Origin of the sequence: Priestia sp. FSL W8-0001 (genome assembly GCF_038050335.1) — a bacterium.
Lineage (GTDB): Bacteria > Bacillota > Bacilli > Bacillales > Bacillaceae_H > Priestia > Priestia flexa.
Window position 1 is genome coordinate 3,545,854 of sequence record NZ_JBBPAL010000001.1, and the last position, 21,720, is coordinate 3,567,573.

A 21,720-nucleotide genomic window follows, 5' to 3' on the forward strand; every position below is an offset into this window, starting at 1 on the left:
ATAACTTATTATGAGCATTATATGTTCAAATTGGAGAAATGAAAGCACTTTCTATTAGATAAATACTAAATTTCACATCAAAATTATTCATTCTCACTTCGATCAAAATAAATGCTTTGACTATGCTTTAAAAGTGCCTCTGCTGCCTGAAGCTGATTGAATTTTAAGGGTGCTGATAAACGCCTTAAATTATAGAACCATTCTTCATAGTTCCGCTTATCAATAAAATCAATTTGATACGGTTCTGTTGGAGAGTCAAAGAAACCATTGCGACTCAGTAATATTTTACGAATAGGTCGGTCAATATTATGAGATTGATAAAGGCTTTTGACGAGTTGCTCTGTTCTATTCAACCCAAGCACGGGATTTAACACTTTCTTTTTATCTTTCCCTATTAACTCTGTCCAAAAATTTTCTTTTGAATACTGAAAAACAGAGCCATTTTTCCCTTCAACCATTGCAATACAAATTGTTTCAGTAGGCGTAATTAAAATAACCTCTGCTTCAACAGGCGCTTTTTTCACTAAAAAGACAGGCTTATACATAAGTAGAAAAGTATCAGGAAAGCTTTTTAAAAAGTATTGAAGCTTTTCATCATAAAAGTATCGCTTATCTGCATTTGAAAGCTCAAATAAGGTCGACGTCGCCCACCTCATTTGCATTTGAAAAACGTTTTCTAAAAACAATACCTTTAGGTCTTGTAGGCTTTTAGGTTCTGTCACAAACGCAGTGAGATTTTCGGCATCAAAGTTTTCTTCTGCTTCTTTTTCTATTTCTACCTCCATGTATTCTTTATCTGTTTCGGCTACTTCATCTTTTTTAAAAAAGGATTTTACCTTTCGAAAAAGCGATGGTTCTGAAGTCGGCGATTCGTCTATATCATCTAACTGAACCTCTTCCTCTCCGTTATAGAAATAATCCTTTGCTTTCTCCCAATTGTGTTGTTTCACGCGTGTAAATTGAGAGGAATAGTGATACAAATCTCGCTCATAGCGTGAAAGATAGTCTTGTATCTTAATAAGTTGCGCCATATCAAATCATTCTCCTCGTTAAAAAATACCAGATTGTTTTTATTGTTCAATTTTACTAACATTAAAAGAAAGATACCACTAGTAATTAAAGCTTTTTAGTGAAACCGTAAGCTTAAGCCCTTTTATCCTACTAATGCGATAGATTATGTTATGATAGAAAAAACACTTCTTTTTACGGCGATAAAAGTGTAGTTGTACGCTATTATTGTCTATACTAGGATAAAAAAGATCATTAATTCTATCGATGCAAAGGATGGTTAAAATGAAAGTTGTTAACAACATGGCAGATTTAATAGGAGATACTCCACTTGTTAAATTGAATCGTCTTCAGCCAGCTGACGGTGCATCCGTTTATTTAAAGCTAGAATTCTTCAACCCCAGCAGAAGCGTAAAAGATCGCGCTGCTTTTAATATGATTGTTAAAGCTGAAGAAGCAGGCCTTTTAAAACCAAATTCAACTATAATTGAGCCAACGAGTGGCAACACTGGAATTGGCTTAGCTATGAATGCTGCTGCAAGAGGATATCGCTCAATTCTTGTTATGCCAGATACTATGACGCAAGAACGTATTAACTTATTAAAAGCTTACGGGGCTGAAGTTGTGCTAACACCAGGAGATGAAAAAATGCCAGGTGCTATTCGTAAAGCTGAAGAATTAACAAAAGAAATTCCAAATGCTTTTATGCCAATGCAGTTTAAAAACGGAGCTAATCCAGACGCACACCGCCACACCACGGCAAAAGAAATTATTGAAGCAATGGATGATTTAAATAAAGAATTGGCTGCATTTGTTGCTACAGCCGGAACTGGTGGCACAATTACAGGGACTGGTGAAGTACTAAAAGAGCGCTATCCAAACATGAGTGTTCATGTAGTAGAACCTGCTGGCTCTCCTGTTTTATCAGGTGGAAAACCAGGAAAGCATAAACTTGTAGGAACAAGCCCTGGCTTTATCCCTGATACGTTAAATGTGAATGTGTATGATGAAATTTTAAAGATTAAAGATGAAGAAGCATATGATATTACGCGTAGACTTGCAGCTGAAGAAGGGATTTTAGTTGGTCCATCCTCTGGTGCAGCTTGCTATGCTGCCATTGAAGTAGCTAAAAAGCTAAGCCCCGACCAAGTCGTTGTGTGCATCGCCTGTGATACAGGTGAACGCTACTTATCAAGCGATTTATTCTCTTTTGATTCCTAATAAACCAAAAAAGGCGCTCATGCTGCTGAGCGTCTTTTTCGTTTACTTAGCTAACTCATAAATAGCTTGTGCATAAATGGCTGTTGCTTTCAATAGATCTTCGACCACCATATATTCATCTTTTTCATGAGCTACTTCTTCTCTTCCAGGGAATAGTGGACCAAATGCTACTCCGGCCTCTAGCGCTCGTGCATACGTACCTCCGCCAATGGAAATAAGCGTTGGTTCCTCTCCCGTTTGTTCTTGGTAGACTTGCTGTAACGTTTGGATGAGCTTATGCTTTTGATCGACATGATGCGGTTTTGAATCTGAAAAATGCTTAACAGAAATTTGATATGTCTCACTTTGCTTCTTAATTGTAGAAATAATAGTATCAATACTAGCGGCAACTGGGTACCGAATGTTTAAACCAATTTGTCCAGCCTTCTCATGAGTGTAAGATAAAATACCAACGTTTACAGTCAAATCACCTGTTACATCGTCTCGAATATGCAAACCGATTCTTTCACCAATTGTATCCTCTACAAAATAGTGATTAACATATGTAACGAACTGTCTTGCTTGTTCATTTAATGCTAATTCATGTAGAAAGCTTGCTAACAACACCCCGGCATTTTTCCCTTTTTGAGGAACACTTCCGTGGGCCGATACCCCTTCTAAGGTAAGGGTATATTTGTTGCTGTTGACTTCAACTGTACCTTTTACATGATGTTTATTTAAGAACTTCTCATACGTTTTTTCGAGGTTTGCTTCTTCTTTTACAGTAAGAACTGCTTTTGCATAGTCAGGTACCATATTATAACGACGACCAGATTCAAACGATGTTAGTACATAGTCGCCATCTGTGCCTTGAATCGGCTGTTGGTGTAACTCTACATCGGTAATCCCTTTTTCTGCGTAAATGATAGGAAAGTCAGCATCTGGAGCAAAGCCCATCGTTGGCATTTCTTCATGTTTAAAGTAGTGATCTACACACCTCCAATCGCTTTCTTCATCTGTTCCGATAATCATACGTACGCGTTTAGAAAGCGGCAATCCTAGCTCTTTAACAATTTTCATAGCGTAATAAGCAGCTATTGTTGGTCCCTTATCATCAATCGCTCCGCGAGCAAAGATTTTTCCGTCCTTAATTTCCGCACCGTATGGATCAACAGACCAACCATCACCTTCAGGTACGACATCAACGTGACATAAAATTCCTATTAATTCTTTTCCTTCTCCCAATTCAATATGTCCTGCATAACCATCTACGTTCTTAGTCGTAAAACCATCATCATTTCCTTTATCTAATAAAAAATGAAGAGCTTTAGCTACTCCTTCTCCAAATGGCTCATCTTCTTTTACAGATTCTTCAAGGACGCTTTTAATTTGTAAAAAGCGCTTCGTTTCTTCCAAGATATTGCTTTCTCTTTTTTTAACTTCTTCCATCCAATTGATAGCTTCCATAGTTATCCTCCATTATTGTAGAAGTATTCAATTTGTACTATTTCCACTTTATCACACCTATTTTCAAAAAGCTTCTAAGGTGTTTAATTAGCTAGAAAAAGGGTAAAGGGTTGTAACCTTTTCTCTAAATTTATGCTTGAATAGGTCTATTTTGTTATATTTCGCATACATTAAAAAATAATGTATAACTTAGGAAAGGAGACCTGCCAAAAAAGTACATATTTATCTCATTTATCACAATTTTTGTAAATTTATTATTAAATTAAGCTTTATCCTTTTATTTTTTATGATTTTTTGTGTACAATATAACTGAGGACTTAAATAGTGCTTGACATCTCAAAGTTATAAAGAAGTTGTGCCTTACGAAAAACGAATAAGGAAGTGGTTTTTTGAAACCTTCAACTAATCGAATGCTAACGCGTATCAAATCCGTTTATATGTTCATTAGTAAAAAGGGAACTGTCACTACTCAAGAGCTTGTTGATGAGTTTGGTATCACCCCTAGAACTATTCAGCGTGATTTAAATGTATTAGCATACAATGATTTAGTTCATAGTCCAAGTCGTGGTACGTGGACGACGACAGAGAAGAAGGTCAAGATTTCATCCTAGTAAGTTTCAAAGGTAAGTATTTATATACAGAGATAAAGATTCCTCATACTTTTTCGCCTTGTGTGTTGAGTATCTTTAAGTGCCTGATTTTACCTCAGTGCATTTAAACGTGAATTGTTTCACTTGCGTAGAGTGAACAAAAAGGAACCAATTTATGTACAGGTTCCTTTTTCTTTCGCCTCTTATTCTTTTTTATCTTTTAATGCGCTTAATTCTTCTTCTGTTAGCTCTCGGTATTCCCCCAGTTCTAACTCTTCATCTAGCGGCAAAGCTCCCATGGAAATTCGTTTTAAATACGTGACTTTCTTTCCTCTTGATTCAAACATACGCTTCACCTGATGAAATTTCCCTTCAACAATGGTTAGCTCAATTTCAGATGATTCACCGCTTTTTAAAATGGTTAACTCTGCGGGTTTCGTGACATATCCGTCATCTAATGTAACCCCTTTTCTGAATGCTTCGACATCTTCCTCAGTTACTTTCATATTAATAGTCGCAAAATAGGTTTTTGGAACATGCTTTTTGGGTGAGAGCAGCTGATGAGCAAGCTGTCCATCGTTTGTTAATAGCAGTAATCCTTCCGTATCTTTATCTAGTCTTCCGACTGGAAAAGGATTATAAATGGCGTCGTCAATTTCTAATAAATCAACAACTGTTTCATGTTGATGATCTTCTGTAGCAGAAATCACCCCTTGAGGCTTATTCATCATCAAATAAATAAATTCTTTGTATTCAATGATTTCTCCGTGAACGGACACTTCGTCAGTTTCCGGATTCACGTGTAGCTTAGCATCTTTGACCACTTTACCATTCACTTTTATTGCTCCTGTTTTTAATAACCCTTTTACTTCTTTTCGACTACCATATCCCATATTAGCTAATAACTTATCTAATCTCATAAAATCCTCCTCAGTTTATATCCGAAAAGAAAGTGACTCATTGAATGAGTCACTTTCTCATTAACCGTTTGCTGGACGACGGCGCAAAATTTTTCGTTCAATTATGTTTATAATTCGTTTGCCCATTACTCGCTCTAGTAATGTCGAACGGTACGTTGCTACACCGTATACAATCCCTCCGACCCCTGCTCCAATAAAGGTGATCACCACAGCAGCGATGCGGCTTTGATCATACGCTAAGAAGAAGCCTAAAATAAAGGAAAGCAACTTAACGCTTAACCCCATAATTGCAACGAAGATAAAGATTAACACTGTACGTTTGATAAACGCATGGTAATCATAATTCGCATGCTTTTTAATGAGATAAAATGTATACGCAATAGATACAAGATAACCAAGAGCCGTTGCTAAAATTGAACCTAGCTCATGAAATAGATAAATAAATGGTACGTTACAAATAATTTTCACAATTAGACCAAATGCTAAACTGATTACCGCGTATTTTTGTTTATTCACACCTTGTAAAATCGCAGCATTCACAGTGAAAAATGAAAACAATAACGCAACCGGCGCATAAGCTAATAGAACTGTTCCACCAGCTTTAATATCTTCTATACCAAAGAATGTTCCATAGGCTGGACCCGCTAAAGCCATCAACCCAACTGATGCCGGTAATACTAAAAACATAATCGTTTGATACGTTTGGTCAATCTGTTTTTGAAGAGCCGTGTAATCTTGATTCACAAATGAACGTGTAATGGTTGGAACGAGTGTTAATCCAAACGCTGTCGCTAATGAAACAGGAATCATTACAAGCTTTGGTACATACGACTGCACAATCCCATTCATCGTTTCTGCAATTTCTTTTTGACCAGCAGCAACCATTGTACGGTTAAATGTAAATTGATCAACATACTGATAAAGGGGAATTGCAAGCCCTACAAATACATAAGGAATAGAATACGTAAACAACTCTTTAAAAATAGAAACCGTTGAAATACGCGTTGGCGTAACTTTTTGCTCTTGTACCATTTTGTCTAAATGAGGTTTTCGTTTTTTCCAATACCATAACAAGACAGCTAGTCCACCAAGCGCCCCTACAAATGCACCCATTGTTGCAAATCCAACCGCTAAGGCTAAACTTCCTCCGACAACTTTTAACACGATGTACGTAGAAGCGAGTAAGAAGACAACGCGGACAAACTGTTCAATAACTTGTGAAACAGCAGTTGGCCCCATAGACTGGTGTCCTTGGAAAAATCCTCGCATTAAACTCATAATAGGTACGACAAGAAGCGCCACGCTCACCATGCGCATAACCATGACAACGTCTTCTAACGAGTTATCTAAATCGGCTCCTCCTAGTGTTAAATCCGCAATAAAAGGAGATAAAGAATAAAGTAAGAGAAAAGATAAAACCCCTGTGACAAGCATAAGCTTAAGACCTGCACGATACATTCTCCTACTCGTATAGTAATCACCCATTGCGTTATATTTAGATACGAATTTTGAAACAGCCATCGGCATCCCTGCCGTTGCAATACTTAGATAAATGGCATATTGGTTATATCCATATCCAAACAGCGCTCCACCTACAGCTCCAACGAGCGTTGCAAATGGAAAAATATAAATCATTCCTAATATGCGAGAAATATAGGTTCCTAACGTTAACACAAATGTTCCTCGTAATAGCTTTGAATCAGACATAAGCTTCCTCCGATACGTAATGTTACACTTTGATAATAGTGATAGAATAAAAAGGAATCAAGTTGCAGTTTTATTTCAGACATGCTTTAATGTTAACTGCTGCTAGCAGCTAGAAAAAAACAAGACTATAGCCCATTTTATCCAAAGTTTCTTCATTTGTCAGTGAACAAACTCAAATTTTATAAAATAGACAGGTTGGTGGAGATATGATTTATGATGTAATCGTAATCGGAGGAGGACCTTCTGGTTTGATGGCATCGATTGCAGCCGGTGAAAAAGGCGCAAAGGTACTATTAGTAGATAAAGGAACAAAGCTCGGTCGAAAGTTAGCTATTTCGGGTGGTGGACGCTGTAATGTTACGAACCGACTCCCAATCGATGAAATTATTAAGCACATTCCAGGAAACGGACGCTTTTTATATAGTGCATTTTCGATTTTTAATAATGAAGATATCATCAGATTTTTTGAAAACCTCGGGATTGCTTTAAAGGAAGAGGATCACGGACGCATGTTTCCCGTGTCAAATAAAGCACAATCAGTCGTTGATGCACTCATTGGTGAATTAAAGCGTTTAAACGTTCATGTACGCACAAATACGCCTGTAAGAAAAGTCGCATATGAGAACAATGCAGTAAAAGAAGTGCAGCTAGAGACGGGTGAAGTAATCCAAGCCAAGGCAGTCATTTTAGCTGTTGGAGGAAAGTCTGTTCCTCATACCGGTTCTACAGGCGATGGCTATGCTTGGGCGGAAGCAGCGGGACATACCATTACAGAACTTTATCCCACCGAAGTTCCCGTCACTTCAAGTGAATCATTTATTCGAGACAAGACATTGCAAGGTTTATCTTTACGTAGCGTTGGATTAAGCGTACTAAACAAGAAAGGCAAGCCTGTGATTACTCATCGAATGGATATGATTTTTACACACTTTGGAATTTCTGGACCCGCGGTATTGCGCTGCAGTCAATATGTTGTCAAAGAACTTAAAAAACAAAAAACAAAGACTGTTCAAATGATGATTGATTCGTTTCCAGACATAAATGAAGAAAATCTCTTTCAAAAAGTCGTAGCTCTTTTAAAAGAAGAACCAAAAAAAGCAATTAAAAATGTGTTAAAAGGGTTTGTGCCCGAGCGCTATTTATTATTTTTGTTTCAAGCTTCGCATATTGAAGAACAAGAACTTGCTGGACAAATTTCACATGATCGACTTCGCGAATTTGTTAGTCTTCTGAAACAATTTACGTTTTCTGTAAATGGAACGTTATCTCTTGAAAAAGCCTTTGTAACAGGTGGAGGCGTATCGGTAAAAGAGGTGCATCCAAAAGAAATGTCTTCAAAATTCATGAGTGGCCTCTACTTTTGCGGTGAAATTCTAGATATTCATGGATATACAGGTGGTTATAATATTACGTCGGCTTTAGTAACTGGAAGACTTGCTGGAGCAAATGCTGGAGAGTATGCCAAAAGCCTAGCGCATTAATGCGCTAGGCTTTATATATGACCATTGCTGAAAAACAGTATACTTGTTCATCTCGGTCCACATCTACTGTAACTTGATACTTAATGTCCACAATATCCTCATCATCAATTTTTTTCAAAAAGCGATTTAGAGCTACTTCTAAATCTTTTTCATGCTCTTTATCAAACACTTTTACCTGAACCACACCGCGACACCACTTTCATCCCATGATTATCACTGCTTGGACATTTCTATTAACATATGTATCAATCACTATAGACATTCTTATAAAATTTATACGTTGAATAAAAAAGAGTCTGGAATAAAAACAAATGATTCTTTCTCAAAGATGAATTATACCTTTTCTAAAGTAGTCAGGCTGGAACCACCAGTTCGTTCTATTGCGCCGCAGATGCGTGTCCTCCGCTCCGTTCCACTAAGTTTTTTAACTTATTTTAGGAATGAAGAAAAAGATACCCAAACTATCAAAAGTCGTTACCTTCCAATAGTTCGGATATCTCGTTAGCTAAAATACTTATGTCTCATCTTTTTTATTTACTTTTTAGTTGTTTCGCCTTCCCACTCAAGCATACCGCCAACCATGTTGCGTACTTTATACCCTTGCTCTTGTAAGTAGTAGCATACGTTCTCGCTACGACGCCCTGAGCGACAGATAAAGATATATTCTTTATCCTTATCAAAGGCATCAATATGTGCAGGAATATCATTCATACGAATATGTTTTGCTCCTGGAATAATGCCTTCTTCTACTTCTTCATCTTCGCGAACATCTACTAGCTCAAGTTCTTCATTTTGCTCCAAACGTTTCTTTAGCTCTTCTGTTGTAATTTCTTTTACTTGTTCCATCTTTTTCAACCCTCTCATTATGTATTCGTTCCCATGTTATTATTGTAACAAAAGTGATAAATGAAATTCTACTTACATGAAAAAAGCCTGAGGCTCTTGCCTCAGACTTCTATCATTAGTTCGCTACAATGTTTACTAATTTCCCTGGTACAGCAATCACTTTTCGGACAGTCTTGCCTTCGATTTGCTCTTGCACGTTTTCATTTGCCATTGCGATATCTTGAAGCTGTTCACGTGATGCTTCAGCTGGAACGTTTAGCTTTGCACGTACTTTACCGTTCACTTGAACAACAATTTCAACTTCATCATCTACTAATTTTGCTTCATCAAAAGCAGGCCAAGCCTCATACGAGATTGTTTCTTCGTAGCCAAGCTTATTCCACAGCTCTTCTGTAACGTGTGGACAAATTGGTGCAAGTAATTTCACGATGCCTTCCACGTATTGTTTTGGAAGAACATCGACTTTATATGCGTCGTTGATAAACACCATTAATTGTGAGATTGCTGTATTAAAACGAAGAGCTTCATAATCTTCTGTTACCTTCTTCACCGTTTGGTGATATACACGCTCTAATGTTTTATCATCGCTTTCCTGTACTTTATTGCTTAGCTCACCGTTGTCATCCATTAGCAAACGCCATACGCGATCGATGAAACGTCTTGCTCCGTCTAATCCTTTTGTTGACCATGCAATAGACGCATCTAAAGGTCCCATGAACATTTCATATAGACGAAGCGTATCTGCACCGTGACTCTCAACAATCTCATCAGGGTTAACAACGTTACCTTTTGACTTACTCATCTTCTCATTGTTTTCGCCAAGAATCATTCCTTGGTTAAATAACTTTTGGAAAGGTTCTTTTGTCGGTACTACTCCAATATCATATAAGAACTTGTGCCAGAAGCGAGCATATAATAAATGAAGAACGGCATGCTCTGCACCACCAATGTAAATATCAACCGGTAACCATTCTTTTAGCTTTTCTGCGTCAGCCAATGCATCTTCATTCTTTGGATCGATGTAGCGTAAGTAGTACCAGCAGCTTCCAGCCCATTGTGGCATCGTGTTTGTTTCACGACGACCTTTTTTACCTGTTTCTGGGTCTACTACGTTTACAAATTCATCAATGTTTGCTAATGGTGATTCACCAGTACCTGACGGCTTAATTTCCGTTGTTTTCGGAAGTACTAATGGAAGCTCGCTTTCTGAAACAGGCGTTGTTGTACCATCTTCCCAATGAATTACTGGAATTGGTTCTCCCCAATAGCGCTGGCGGCTAAACAACCAGTCGCGTAAACGATACGTAACTTGTTTTTCACCTTTTTTGTTTGTTTCTAGCCAAGCAATCATATTCTCAATTGCTTCTTCTTTATTTAAGCCGTTTAAGAAGTCAGAGTTAACGTGTTCGCCATCTCCTGTGTACGCTTCTTTCGAAACGTCTCCTCCCGCTACAACTTCCTTAATTGGAAGTTCAAATTTAACAGCAAATTCATAGTCACGCTCATCGTGAGCTGGAACTGCCATGATTGCACCTGTTCCGTAACTCATTAATACGTAATCTGCAATCCAGATTGGCATTTTTTCGCCATTTACTGGGTTAATCGCATAAGCTCCCGTAAATACACCTGTTTTATCTTTCGCTAAATCTGTACGCTCTAAATCACTTTTGCTTTTAATTTTCTCAATATAGGCATCTACTGCTGCTTTTTGCTCAGCTGTTGTGATTTTATCAACAAATGGATGCTCTGGTGCTAACACGGCATACGTTGCGCCAAAAAGCGTATCTGGACGCGTAGTGAACACCGTAAACGTTTCATCATGCCCATCAATTGTAAAGTGAACATGCGCCCCTTCAGAGCGACCAATCCAATTGCGCTGCATTTCTTTAATACTCTCTGGCCAATCTAATTCTTCTAAATCCTCTAGTAATCGATCTGCATAAGCAGTAATTTTTAACATCCACTGCTTCATTGGACGTCGCTCTACTGGGTGACCTCCACGTTCACTTTTACCATCAATAACTTCTTCATTTGCTAATACTGTTCCAAGAGCTGGACACCAGTTTACCGCAACTTCATCAATATACGCTAATCCTTTTTCGTATAACTTTAAGAAAATCCACTGCGTCCATTTATAGTAGCTTGGATCTGTTGTATTAATCTCACGCTCCCAGTCGTATGAGAAACCTAGAGATTTAATTTGGCGACGGAAGTTGTTAATGTTTTGCTCTGTGAAGTGCGCTGGGTCATTTCCTGTATCTAACGCATACTGCTCTGCTGGTAAACCGAACGCGTCCCATCCCATTGGATGAAGTACGTTATATCCCTGCATACGCTTCATACGAGATAAAATATCTGTTGCTGTATACCCTTCTGGATGCCCTACATGTAGGCCAGCTCCAGATGGATATGGAAACATATCTAGCGCATAAAATTTACGCTTTCCTTTATCTTCAGTCGTTTTAAATGTCTGATTTTCTTCCCAAACCTGTTGCCACTTCTTCTCAATTTGCTTATGGTTAAAGGCCATGAATACTCCTCCTTCTATTTTAAGACAATGGTGTTAGAACTATAAAAAACCCCTCATCCCTTAAGAAAGGGACGAGAGGTTGAATAAACTTCCCGCGGTACCACCCACATTAGCACAAATTATGTATGTACTCACTCATTTTCCTTAACGCGGATGACGATAAATGCTACTTCGTTCACATTTACAGCTCAAAGGTGAGTTCATGAACGGTCGTTTGTTGACTCCCACCAACCGTCAACTCTCTTTGCTCGTATCGCTCACTACTATTCCTTCTCAATGCTTTTCATATAGTAACTACCTTGTATTGTAAATAATATGTGATTAAACTGCAAGTTGTTCACACCATTTTATCAAAGTTTCTCTTCTTATTTATAAACAAATCTCTTAAAAACATACATAATGCCCATTTTTTTAAGAAATATCCAAACATTCAGCACACAAACGGCTAAAATGTCCATGTGCTGAACATCTTACTCTTTAAATACCTACTCCAAACGTAAAGAGGGCAATAGCTATCGCTAACCCTACGAGCGGAACAACGACAGTCATAGCTGCCACGGAGCCATAGGCATCTTTATGTGTTTCACCACAAATAGAGTTAATTGTAGTTACAACATATCCATTATGGGGAAGTGAGTCCAACACGCCAGATGAAATGGCCACAACTCGATGAAGTGCCTCAGGATTAACACCTGCGTCCATATAATGTGGTGCTAAGAGAGGTAAAGCAATCGCTTGGCCACCGGATGCCGATCCGGTCATCCCTGCGATAACGCTTACTGCAATGGCGCCTCCAATTAACGGACTGCCCGGAATACTGGTCATCGCTTCAACAGCGACATTAAAAGCAGGAGCTGCCTTTGCTACTCCGCCAAATCCAACAACAGCTGCCGTATTTCCAATTGCAATTAAAGCACCAAGTGTTCCTTCAGATAGTGCTCCCCAGAAGTCTTTAAAGTAACGACGGTTTAATACATACGTAGCAATGATTCCACTTAATAGCGCAATGATAAGAGCTGATTGCATCAATGAATTATGGAATACAAATGAACAAATAAGAACGACAACTAAAGGAATTAAACTAAGCAATGGATGAGGTAACTCTCTTCCTTTCTCCATTTTTGGGTCCGTCTCTCTCTCAACAAAGTGCTCACCATTTTGCACTGCTTTTGTAATAATTTTCTTCAACCACCAATAGCCAAACACTGCCATTAATACCGCCACAATTAAACTTACTTCCCAACCTGCATAAGGCGATGTATTCAAATAATCAATTGGAATCCAGTTTTGAATTTCAGGTGAACCAGCTGAAGTCATTGTAAACGTAACAGAGCCAAAAGCAAGAGCAGCTGGAATAAAGCGTCGTGGTAGGTTAGCTTGCTTAAACAAACTTACCGCCATGGGATACACAGAAAAAGCTACGACAAACAAGCTGACTCCACCATAAGTTAATACAGCACAGGCTAAAACAATGGCTAATACAGCTCTTTTCATACCGAGCTTTTCAACAATCCATTTTGAAACGCTATCAGCAGCACCGCTATCTTCCATCACTTTTCCAAAGATTGCTCCAAGTAAGAACATTAAATACCAAGACGTCACAAAGCCCGTAAATCCTGACATATAGTTACCAACAAAGTTCACTTCACCTTCTTTAACAAGCTGCGGAAACAAAGGCATTCCACTTGTTAAAGCTACTACTAAAGCACTTAAAGGTCCTGCTATTAATAAGTTCATTCCTCTCATAGTAAGCACAATAAGCAAGACTAAACCACCGATTAACCCAATCATACTAAGCACGTTTTCTTCCCCCTTTATCTTAGAAAGCGTTTACAATCAAGTGGAAAACAACCTCCTCCCTTTTGACTTCTACTATCTTATTAGACAAACCATTGAGACATACCAGGTTTTATGGAACAAAAAAGCGACGCCGTCTGGCATCGCTTTTCAGCTTTTTAATTTATTTTGAAACCGTTACTTGATAACGCTTTGTAGATTGTTCTTTTATTCTCAAATCATAAAACCATGTTGTGAAAAATGTTAAGAATAGAAAAGCAATTAAGCTATACACGAGCACAGAAACATCAAAATGATCCACCATCATCCCACCGAAAACAGGACCAATCATTCTGCCACCCGTAGCCGTACTATTTACAATGCCTTGATAGAATCCTTCTCTACCTTTTGGCGCTAATTCGTTTGCTACTGCTGGAACTGCAGGCCAAACAAACATTTCTCCAATCGTTAAGACAATCATCGCAATTAAAAAGTCTACAAATGTAGTTGCCTGCAAAACAATAATAAAAGATGCAATAAAGATTGCCGTACCAATCATAATTTGCACTTTTAACGTCTTCGCAAACTTTTGTACGACTGGTACAATAAACGGCTGTGCTGCAACGATTAAAATGCCATTAATTGTCCAAAGCATGCTGTACTGAGATAATGGGATATTAAGCTCTAATGTATGCGTAGCAATTGTTGTTTGCCACTGTACATACGCCATCCAGCACAGCAAATAGCCCACACATAAAGTTAATAAAGCAATCAGCTTATAGTGATTTTTAATCCCCTTAGCTTCTTGCAATACACTCGTTTGGGCTGAACCCGTAACTGAAATGTTCTTGTACGTGAAAAGTGCAATCAATAAAAAAACCACGTACAGTAACGTGTTTGCTAAGAAGATATAGGTAAATGAATAAGAAGCTACAATTCCTCCAAGAGCTGCACCAATTGCTACCCCTGCATTTTGAGCTACGTAAATGGCATTAAAGGACTTACGTCCACCTTCTGGCCAAACCGTTCCAGCCATTGCGTACATAGATGGAAATACAATTCCCGAGCCAAAACCAACGATGACAAGTAACACAACGTATGTAGGCCAATCGTGAAAAAACACTAACCCAACCAATGCTATCAAGGTGATAACAATACCTGATAAAATGGATTTATACCCTCCTATTTTATCAAACAAGGTACCTCCAATAAGATTACCAATTACGCTAGCACCAGCATTTAACATTAAAACAAAGCCTGCTACGGATAATGATTTACCGAGATGATCATGTATATAAATTGTATTTAAAGGCCATAAAAACGAAGCGCCCGTAACGTTTACTAACATTCCAATGATTAAAAACCATAATGACTTTGGCATATCTATTTCTCCTTTCAACTGTTGAGAACTTTTAAAGCCAACGTACATTCTAGTCCTTTCTACTTTATTTCGCAATGAGTTAGCATATAGAAAGTTAATTAAAAATGTTTTCAATTAACTTTCTATTAAAAAAGAGCGCGAAAGCAAATGCTTTCGCGCTTTTACCTTATTTTGTTTTTGATTTATCGGGCTGTGCACGCTTGCTGTTACGAGCCTTTAACTCTTTTACTGGATCGAAATCTTTACCTACTTCAATATCGTTATTATTGATTCCATCTTTTGTCTTTTGCTCTGGATTATTCTGATTTGAACGAGTAGCCATCGCTATTTCCCCCTTAATGTTCAGTTAGGATCATTTGATTTTGCGTTTGCTGAATTTGAAGGCGCATGCGATAAAGCTGTTCACGCTGTTGATCATTTGCGCTATGAGCAAGCTCTTCAAGTTCTTTATATGCATTTTCAAGGCCAAGCTGTGCTTTTGTATATTCTGTATCATTATAATGTTCTTGTTTCATGCCTTCAGATAATTGACTTTGCGCATATCGAAGCGCATCTTCACATTGCTGAAGAAGCTTATCTACTGATTGACGTGTTGCCATGATTATCTCCCTCCACACTCTTTAGTTTCAGATGTATTTTGCTCATCTTTGGACAAATTTACGACATATCTCTAGAAAAAATCATTTGTAAAATATAGAATTTCACATTGCCTTTGGAACTTTTCTTTTTTTCTGATACAATTTGATGTTGTATTTAAGACACGTACTGTACATAGATAAAGGAGGGTATTGACTTGAGTCAAGAAAACCCATTTCCATATAAAGCGGAGGATAAACGTTATCACACATGGAACTACCATTTAAGACAACACTTTGGTCATAAAGTATTTAAAGTGGCGTTAGACGGCGGATTTGACTGTCCTAATCGAGACGGAACCGTTGCATACGGTGGATGTACCTTTTGTAGCGCTGCGGGATCTGGAGATTTTGCTGGAAATCGCACTGAAAGCTTGACTACACAATTTAACAAGATAAAAGAAAAGATGCACCATAAGTGGAAAGACGGAAAATATATTGCTTACTTCCAAGCATTCACAAATACACATGCACCAGTCGAAGAATTACGCCAAAAATATGAAGAAGTTTTAGCATTACCAGGCGTTGTCGGATTATCCATTGCTACCCGCCCAGATTGCTTACCAGATGACGTAGTTGAGTATTTATCAGAACTCAACGAACGTACGTATTTATGGGTAGAGCTAGGGCTACAAACGATTCATGAGAGTACTTCTGCGTTAATTAATCGTGCACACGACCATGCATGTTACTTAGAGGGTGTTGCAAAGCTTCGAAAGCATGGGATTCGCGTTTGTGCTCATATTATTAATGGCCTTCCTCTTGAAACTCAAGATATGATGATGGAAACTGCAAGGGAAGTAGCAGAAATGAATGTACAAGGCATTAAGATTCACTTACTTCATTTATTAAAAGGCACTCCAATGGTGAAGCAGTATGAGAAAGGCCTACTCGAATTTTTATCATTTGATGATTACATCAGCCTTGTGTGCAACCAGCTTGAAATTTTACCACCAGAGATGATTGTTCATCGCATTACAGGAGATGGCCCAATTGACTTGATGATTGGACCGATGTGGAGCGTGGATAAATGGAATGTATTAAACACAATTGACCAAGAGCTCAAACGTCGAGGTAGCTACCAAGGAAAATTCTTTGCAAAGGGTGTTTCAGCATTATGAAAATTGAACGCATTCTTCCTTTTGCTCGCACGCTGTTAACAAGTGCTGTTAACGAAGGTGATACGGTCATTGATGCGACCGTTGGAAACGGTCACGACACGTCATTCTTAGCAAAATTAGTGGGTGCAAGTGGACATGTATACGGATTTGATATCCAAGATGAAGCAATTCAAAATACGTCTGAACGATTGGCTAAACAAGGGATTGAACAACAAGTTACTCTTATAAAAGATAGCCATAGTCGTTTAAAAAACCATATTCCAACTCATTTACATGGTAACCTAACAGGTGCAATCTTCAATCTTGGATACTTACCGGGTGGAAATAAAAAAATTGTTACTCTCTCAACGTCCACCATTCAAGCGATTGAGCAGCTGATTGAACTATTAGCACCCGAGGGGATTATCGTACTTGTTATTTATCACGGACATGAACAAGGACAGATAGAACGTGATGATGTGCTTCATTATGTATCGAATCTTGACCAACAAATCGTTCATGTTTTACGCTACCAGTTTATAAACCAACAAAATAATCCGCCATTTATTGTGGCCATTGAAAAAAGATAAGCTTTTGCCATTTGGCAAAAGCTTATCTTTTTAACATTCGATATAATCGCCCGTTGACATAGAAGAAATAACTCAAAGACCCACCTGCTTTTATAAGTGTTTTAGCGCTTCGAGCTACTTCCTTTTGGCTCCGAACTTTTTGATCTGATAAATAAACACCAAGTAAACCTTGGTAAATAAAACGGTGAAAATGAGCATCTGGTAAATGTTGAGCATGCTCGCCAGACTTTGTGACAAAATGTAGAAATCGATTCATCATATCTTGATGATGAGGATAATAGAAGCAGAAGTTTAGATCTCCTCCTTCAACGTCTTCCTCTTGATCGATTAAATAATCCAACAAGATATGCAACCCTTGAATATAAGGAAAGTAACCATTGCGTACTTGCTCTGCATGTTGCACTGTAAAGTCTTTTGTAAAGCTATACGCAGCTAAACAAAAGATACCGAGCGTCGAACCCGAACATGCTGAAAATTCATACCATGACATCGATGGCAATGACTCCTTATGCTCTGAAAACCACTTCTCAAGCCTAGGTACACGTTCTTCTATCTTTACATGTTTATGTATCTGTAAGTCACAATAATAATTAGCCAATTCAATCAAGTACGGCGCTACAATAGCGTACTTAGGTGCTTTTTCCAGCGTCTGTTGACATGTCAGAACCAGCTCATTAAGATACCCACCGTCATCTTTATCATCTCTATAACGGTAATAGTCTTTTAATGGTGCACCAGGTGTTAACGCGTCTGGCATAGATTCATGGAGCGCTGCAAAATCTTTTGGATCGAGCGAATTGCTGCGATCACACAAGTTGTCTAAATAGTCACTAATGGTCTGATACGCAACGATAAAGCGAATACAGGTTTTCATTTGTTCTTTTGCCAAAATGGCCAGTATACCTCCTCCTTCACAGTGAAAGGTTTTGGTATCAATGCTATCTAAAGCTTGCGTTCGCAGTTCCATAGTTGGTATTTTTTCTGCTTTCAAACGCCACTGTTTCAGCTCTTCATGTACAGTTGGCATGATGCCTCGATAAATTTTCCCCATTAAAGAAAAGGGATGAGACGGTATCTTCACAGGTTCCCCACCTCCGTTGTTTCAAGCTTCGTCAAATATGAAGGTTCACAAAGCTATTTGCATATGTGAAAACATAGTCTCGTTCAGGCTCATTAAAAATTTCATGGTAAAGCTGAGGCCACTCTTTATAGATTTTTTCGCTTAGATCTACTTCGTCAAACCATTGCTTTACAATTAATTTTTCAATAATTTTATCCTCTCCCGCTTGCATAACAAGAAGTGGAACATCAGGCATCTTTTCAATATCACGAAATGCCATATTGATCGCTTCTACAAGCTCACGATACCACCTAACGGAAACTTTTGTCACATACAATGAATCATTTTGGTCTTCGTCTCTTACTTCTGGATTTCTCGTTGCTTTCTCTACAGTTAAGCCTAAGTCAAACAGTTTCGTTGGCATTACTTTATTTAACCCTTTAGATAAAACGTCTAAATAAGCCGGAACTTGTTCTTTAAGTCCTAGACATGGCGATGATAAAATCGCTCCCCATATTGGTAAGTTCTTCAACTGGAGCGTTCGAATAACGGCAAGCCCACCCATGCTATGACCTAATAAAAAAATAGGCAAATCATAAGTTTGTGCTTCTTTTACCCAGTTTTCAATTTCATGTACATATTCGTCAAATGATAAGATATGTCCTCTTCTTCTTGTTGTTAGACCTTGTCCAGGAAGATCCCCCATCACAACATTCATGCCGACTGAACGCCACATTTCAACTAGCCAGCGGTACCGTCCTTGATGCTCAGCTGCGCCGTGAACAATGACTACCACACCTTTTGGATTTTCTGTTTCCCACTTACGCATTTGAGTTACTCCCTTTCATTTGCTATTTACCTGTTTAAAAAAACTATGTACACTTACATTAGAAGATTATTACTCTTTTTTCAACTAATAAAGGAGATGAACGCATGATTTATCCTTATAAAGGAAAAACACCAGCTATTTCACCCACATGCTATATCGCTGATTACGTAACGATTACAGGTGATGTCACGATTGGCGATGAAAGTAGCATTTGGTTTAATACTGTTATTCGCGGAGATGTTTCACCGACTATTATTGGAAAGCGTGTCAATATTCAAGAACAATCTACACTTCATCAAAGCCCTAATTTGCCGCTTATCATTGAAGATGATGTAACAATCGGCCATCAAGTTATTTTACATAGCGCACTTATTCGCAAAAATGCGCTGGTTGGAATGGGCTCAATTATTTTAGATGGAGCAGAAATTGGAGAAGGTGCATTTATCGGAGCCGGTAGCTTGGTCCCACCCGGTAAAAAAATCCCACCTCATACACTTGCACTAGGTCGCCCTGCTAAAGTTGTCCGTGAATTAACAGATGAAGATGTAAAAGATATGAACCGAATTCGCACGCAGTATGTTGAAAAAGGACAATATTATAAATCAATTAACCCGATTAACAGCTAATGCAACAAGCAGTGGTCAATGCCACTGCTTGTTTTTTTGTGTAGCGGCCTTACTTAGTATGCACTAAATAAATCCACACATTCTTTACACAATATTAGCACTAGCTCTACAAATATTTCTTACAATATAACATAGCGACTATACATTCGTTGAGAAACAAAAACATATAATTTTTTAACGTTTCATCGTCACCGATTACTTTAGCTATGAACATAATGGGCTTAAAGGAGGTTGCTATATGCGAACAAAACTAATTCGTCAAGTTTATGATTGGGAGTGCCACTTATTTCAAATTGTGAATAAACATTTCGACTTCAAGCCTCTCAACACTTTTTTTCGTACGATTACACATATCGGTGGTGCAACTTCAATGATTGGCCTAGCGCTACTCCTCATGCTATGTATTGATCGTGCATCTTTACCGCTTGCTTACGCATGCGCTTTATCTCTAGCAATCAGCCATATCCCTGTGGCGATTACCAAAAAAATTTATCCAAGAAAACGTCCTTACCTTCAATTAAAAGAAACAAAAGTATTGGATAATCCTTTACAAGATCATTCATTTCCATCTGGACATACAACAGCCATTTTTTCGTTTCTAGCACCTATCATGATTGCGGTACCTGTTTCAATTTTATTTTTATTTCCACTTGCTTTTTTAGTAGGAGTTTCGCGGATTTATTTAGGACTCCATTACCCTACTGACGTATTTGCAGGCATGTTGTTAGGTATACTCTCTGGAATTATCGGTCTACAGTTGTTCTACTAAATCAAAATGGAGGTGGTAGGATGAGGATTGCATTGATATCAGATACGTTTTCTCCTGAGATCAACGGAGTCGCAAAAACATTAGAGCGCTTTACTTATTATTTATCTCGTCAACGAATTGACTATGAGGTTTTTGCACCTGAATCATCGTCCCGCACATTTAGTCCATTATCCATTAATCATTCATTAAGTATACCATTCTTTCTTTATCCACAATGTCGGTTTGCCTTACCGAATGTTATAAAGATGAAGAAAAAAATAAAGGAGTTCAATCCTACAATCATGCACGTTGCTACTCCTTTTTCAATGGGACTTAGTGGCATTCATGTGGCTAAAAAGCTTAGTATTCCTTTAGTTGGTTCTCATCATACTGACTTTGAACACTATCTTCCAAGCTACAAGTTAGGACACTTATCCCCTCTTCTATGGAGATATATGAAATGGTTTTACGAACCGTTTGAAGAGATTTTTGTTCCCTCTCTTGAAACAAAAAAGCAGCTCTTAAATCAAGGCTTTAAATCTATATCTATCTGGTCTAGAGGAGTCGATCATCATTTATTTCATCCCTACTACGATAAATTTGATATCCGCATAAAATACAATATAAAAAAGCCTTATATCTTAACATATGTTGGACGTTTATCTCCTGAAAAAAACGTAGCATTTTTATTAAAGCTATCTCGCTTACTTCCCGACCATTTACGCCACCAAGTACAGTGGCTTATTGTTGGAGGTGGGCCTAGCAAGGAAGCGCTGCAGCAAGAAGCGGGTGAATCCATTACATTCATCGACTTCTTAGAACATGAGCGTTTAGCTAAACTATATGCAGCTTCCGACCTATTCATATTTCCTTCTGAAACGGAGACCTTTGGTAACGTTGTATTAGAAGCATTGTCCTGCGGTACGCCTGTCATTGCTGCTAATGCAGGGGGAGTAAAACATATTGTTAGCAATGAGAAGAATGGCTACCTCTGCACCCCGAATTCACTTGAAGAATTTATTGAATCCATTTGTACTTTGTTAGAGTCCTCCCAGCTTCGACTAAGGTTTGGAGACGCTGCTCGTCGCTATGCTCTTACGCAATCTTGGGATTCTATTTTTGACCAATTACTGCTTCGCTATGAAGCAGTCACTACTAAATCAAACAATGGGTTAGAATTTGTTCAATAAAAAAAGTCGCTATCTCTTTTGAGACAGCGACTTTTC

General features: G+C 38.2%; 21 protein-coding genes and 1 other annotated feature. Of the genes, 8 read left to right on the top strand and 13 right to left on the bottom strand.

Features of this window, described 5'->3' with window-relative positions; all coding sequences use genetic code 11:
* Window positions 1-83 precede the first annotated feature (83 nt).
* Window positions 84-1,031, bottom strand: coding sequence for an NERD domain-containing protein (locus tag MKZ18_RS18640; RefSeq protein ID WP_025909499.1), 948 nt, complete (start codon window positions 1,029-1,031; stop codon window positions 84-86).
* A gap of 262 nt (window positions 1,032-1,293) precedes the next feature.
* Between MKZ18_RS18640 and cysK the strand changes: the two genes are divergently transcribed.
* Window positions 1,294-2,229 carry a cysteine synthase A gene (gene cysK / locus MKZ18_RS18645; protein ID WP_076513443.1) on the top strand — a complete coding sequence of 312 codons (936 nt, stop codon included), beginning with the start codon at window positions 1,294-1,296 and terminating at the stop codon, window positions 2,227-2,229.
* 42 nt (window positions 2,230-2,271) lie between these two features.
* Here the strand turns inward: cysK and pepV are convergent, their stop codons facing one another.
* Window positions 2,272-3,675, bottom strand: a complete 1,404-nt coding sequence (pepV, locus tag MKZ18_RS18650) for a dipeptidase PepV (RefSeq protein WP_025909501.1) — start codon at window positions 3,673-3,675, stop codon at window positions 2,272-2,274.
* Between the two features lie 389 nt (window positions 3,676-4,064).
* Here pepV and MKZ18_RS18655 point away from each other — a divergent pair, with 389 nt between their 5' ends.
* On the top strand, window positions 4,065-4,286 hold the full coding sequence (locus MKZ18_RS18655; protein ID WP_025909502.1) for a DeoR family transcriptional regulator: 222 nt from the start codon (window positions 4,065-4,067) through the stop codon (window positions 4,284-4,286).
* A 182-nt stretch (window positions 4,287-4,468) separates the two neighbouring features.
* On the opposite strand, the gene MKZ18_RS18660 is transcribed toward MKZ18_RS18655, so the two are convergent.
* Both MKZ18_RS18660 and MKZ18_RS18665 read right to left on the bottom strand, forming a co-directional pair.
* Complete coding sequence (locus MKZ18_RS18660; protein WP_061785910.1) at window positions 4,469-5,185, bottom strand: pseudouridine synthase; 717 nt, start codon at window positions 5,183-5,185, stop codon at window positions 4,469-4,471.
* Window positions 5,186-5,245: 60 nt separating this feature from the next.
* The gene (locus MKZ18_RS18665; protein ID WP_025909504.1) at window positions 5,246-6,892 is read right to left on the bottom strand and encodes a putative polysaccharide biosynthesis protein; all 1,647 of its coding nucleotides are present in this window, start codon (window positions 6,890-6,892) and stop codon (window positions 5,246-5,248) included.
* A gap of 206 nt (window positions 6,893-7,098) precedes the next feature.
* On the opposite strand from MKZ18_RS18665, the gene MKZ18_RS18670 reads away from it, so the two are divergent.
* On the top strand, window positions 7,099-8,373 hold the full coding sequence (locus MKZ18_RS18670; RefSeq protein WP_025909505.1) for an NAD(P)/FAD-dependent oxidoreductase: 1,275 nt from the start codon (window positions 7,099-7,101) through the stop codon (window positions 8,371-8,373).
* A 4-nt stretch (window positions 8,374-8,377) separates the two neighbouring features.
* On the opposite strand, the gene MKZ18_RS18675 is transcribed toward MKZ18_RS18670, so the two are convergent.
* The 7 genes from MKZ18_RS18675 to MKZ18_RS18705 form a co-directional block, all read right to left on the bottom strand.
* On the bottom strand, window positions 8,378-8,557 hold the full coding sequence (locus tag MKZ18_RS18675; RefSeq protein ID WP_025909506.1) for a sporulation protein Cse60: 180 nt from the start codon (window positions 8,555-8,557) through the stop codon (window positions 8,378-8,380).
* 350 nt (window positions 8,558-8,907) lie between these two features.
* Window positions 8,908-9,219: a rhodanese-like domain-containing protein gene (locus MKZ18_RS18680; protein WP_061785907.1), complete on the bottom strand. Its 312-nt coding sequence runs from the start codon at window positions 9,217-9,219 to the stop codon at window positions 8,908-8,910.
* Between the two features lie 115 nt (window positions 9,220-9,334).
* Window positions 9,335-11,749 carry a leucine--tRNA ligase gene (gene leuS, locus MKZ18_RS18685; protein ID WP_163071044.1) on the bottom strand — a complete coding sequence of 805 codons (2,415 nt, stop codon included), beginning with the start codon at window positions 11,747-11,749 and terminating at the stop codon, window positions 9,335-9,337.
* A 64-nt stretch (window positions 11,750-11,813) separates the two neighbouring features.
* Window positions 11,814-12,035, bottom strand: a binding site (T-box leader).
* Window positions 12,036-12,226: 191 nt separating this feature from the next.
* The gene (locus MKZ18_RS18690; RefSeq protein WP_025909509.1) at window positions 12,227-13,549 is read right to left on the bottom strand and encodes a GntP family permease; all 1,323 of its coding nucleotides are present in this window, start codon (window positions 13,547-13,549) and stop codon (window positions 12,227-12,229) included.
* A 160-nt stretch (window positions 13,550-13,709) separates the two neighbouring features.
* Complete coding sequence (locus tag MKZ18_RS18695; protein WP_062686755.1) at window positions 13,710-14,906, bottom strand: MDR family MFS transporter; 1,197 nt, start codon at window positions 14,904-14,906, stop codon at window positions 13,710-13,712.
* A 166-nt stretch (window positions 14,907-15,072) separates the two neighbouring features.
* Entirely contained in the window at window positions 15,073-15,228 is a 156-nt protein-coding gene (locus tag MKZ18_RS18700) for a hypothetical protein (protein ID WP_025909512.1), read from the bottom strand.
* Window positions 15,229-15,241: 13 nt separating this feature from the next.
* Entirely contained in the window at window positions 15,242-15,505 is a 264-nt protein-coding gene (locus MKZ18_RS18705) for a YtzC family protein (protein WP_025909513.1), read from the bottom strand.
* A gap of 194 nt (window positions 15,506-15,699) precedes the next feature.
* Between MKZ18_RS18705 and MKZ18_RS18710 the strand changes: the two genes are divergently transcribed.
* Window positions 15,700-16,662 (top strand): TIGR01212 family radical SAM protein, encoded by a 963-nt coding sequence (locus MKZ18_RS18710; RefSeq protein ID WP_340842052.1) that lies wholly within the window; start codon window positions 15,700-15,702, stop codon window positions 16,660-16,662.
* The gene (locus MKZ18_RS18715; RefSeq protein WP_061784923.1) at window positions 16,659-17,231 is read left to right on the top strand and encodes a tRNA (mnm(5)s(2)U34)-methyltransferase; all 573 of its coding nucleotides are present in this window, start codon (window positions 16,659-16,661) and stop codon (window positions 17,229-17,231) included. Before MKZ18_RS18710 ends, MKZ18_RS18715 begins: the two co-directional genes overlap by 4 nt.
* A gap of 22 nt (window positions 17,232-17,253) precedes the next feature.
* Here the strand turns inward: MKZ18_RS18715 and MKZ18_RS18720 are convergent, their stop codons facing one another.
* Complete coding sequence (locus MKZ18_RS18720) at window positions 17,254-18,312, bottom strand: tetraprenyl-beta-curcumene synthase family protein (protein WP_340842050.1); 1,059 nt, start codon at window positions 18,310-18,312, stop codon at window positions 17,254-17,256.
* 31 nt (window positions 18,313-18,343) lie between these two features.
* Entirely contained in the window at window positions 18,344-19,120 is a 777-nt protein-coding gene (locus tag MKZ18_RS18725; protein ID WP_025909517.1) for an alpha/beta fold hydrolase, read from the bottom strand.
* A gap of 104 nt (window positions 19,121-19,224) precedes the next feature.
* Between MKZ18_RS18725 and MKZ18_RS18730 the strand changes: the two genes are divergently transcribed.
* The 3 genes from MKZ18_RS18730 (at window position 19,225) to MKZ18_RS18740 (ending at window position 21,684) form a co-directional block, all read left to right on the top strand.
* Window positions 19,225-19,746 carry a gamma carbonic anhydrase gene (locus MKZ18_RS18730; RefSeq protein ID WP_025909518.1) on the top strand — a complete coding sequence of 174 codons (522 nt, stop codon included), beginning with the start codon at window positions 19,225-19,227 and terminating at the stop codon, window positions 19,744-19,746.
* 238 nt (window positions 19,747-19,984) lie between these two features.
* Window positions 19,985-20,515, top strand: a complete 531-nt coding sequence (locus MKZ18_RS18735; protein WP_100346696.1) for a phosphatase PAP2 family protein — start codon at window positions 19,985-19,987, stop codon at window positions 20,513-20,515.
* Between the two features lie 20 nt (window positions 20,516-20,535).
* Window positions 20,536-21,684, top strand: a complete 1,149-nt coding sequence (locus MKZ18_RS18740; RefSeq protein WP_144593717.1) for a glycosyltransferase family 4 protein — start codon at window positions 20,536-20,538, stop codon at window positions 21,682-21,684.
* Window positions 21,685-21,720: the final 36 nt, after the last annotated feature.

Coding starts and splice junctions, on each gene's coding strand:
- MKZ18_RS18640 (WP_025909499.1), bottom strand. CDS start 1,031: ATGGCGCAACTTATTAAGATACAAGACTATCTTTCACGCTATGAGCGA.
- cysK (WP_076513443.1), top strand. CDS start 1,294: ATGAAAGTTGTTAACAACATGGCAGATTTAATAGGAGATACTCCACTT.
- pepV (WP_025909501.1), bottom strand. CDS start 3,675: ATGGAAGCTATCAATTGGATGGAAGAAGTTAAAAAAAGAGAAAGCAAT.
- MKZ18_RS18660 (WP_061785910.1), bottom strand. CDS start 5,185: ATGAGATTAGATAAGTTATTAGCTAATATGGGATATGGTAGTCGAAAA.
- MKZ18_RS18665 (WP_025909504.1), bottom strand. CDS start 6,892: ATGTCTGATTCAAAGCTATTACGAGGAACATTTGTGTTAACGTTAGGA.
- MKZ18_RS18670 (WP_025909505.1), top strand. CDS start 7,099: ATGATTTATGATGTAATCGTAATCGGAGGAGGACCTTCTGGTTTGATG.
- MKZ18_RS18680 (WP_061785907.1), bottom strand. CDS start 9,219: ATGGAACAAGTAAAAGAAATTACAACAGAAGAGCTAAAGAAACGTTTG.
- leuS (WP_163071044.1), bottom strand. CDS start 11,749: ATGGCCTTTAACCATAAGCAAATTGAGAAGAAGTGGCAACAGGTTTGG.
- MKZ18_RS18695 (WP_062686755.1), bottom strand. CDS start 14,906: ATGCCAAAGTCATTATGGTTTTTAATCATTGGAATGTTAGTAAACGTT.
- MKZ18_RS18700 (WP_025909512.1), bottom strand. CDS start 15,228: ATGGCTACTCGTTCAAATCAGAATAATCCAGAGCAAAAGACAAAAGAT.
- MKZ18_RS18705 (WP_025909513.1), bottom strand. CDS start 15,505: ATGGCAACACGTCAATCAGTAGATAAGCTTCTTCAGCAATGTGAAGAT.
- MKZ18_RS18715 (WP_061784923.1), top strand. CDS start 16,659: ATGAAAATTGAACGCATTCTTCCTTTTGCTCGCACGCTGTTAACAAGT.
- MKZ18_RS18725 (WP_025909517.1), bottom strand. CDS start 19,120: ATGCGTAAGTGGGAAACAGAAAATCCAAAAGGTGTGGTAGTCATTGTT.
- MKZ18_RS18730 (WP_025909518.1), top strand. CDS start 19,225: ATGATTTATCCTTATAAAGGAAAAACACCAGCTATTTCACCCACATGC.
- MKZ18_RS18735 (WP_100346696.1), top strand. CDS start 19,985: ATGCGAACAAAACTAATTCGTCAAGTTTATGATTGGGAGTGCCACTTA.
- MKZ18_RS18740 (WP_144593717.1), top strand. CDS start 20,536: ATGAGGATTGCATTGATATCAGATACGTTTTCTCCTGAGATCAACGGA.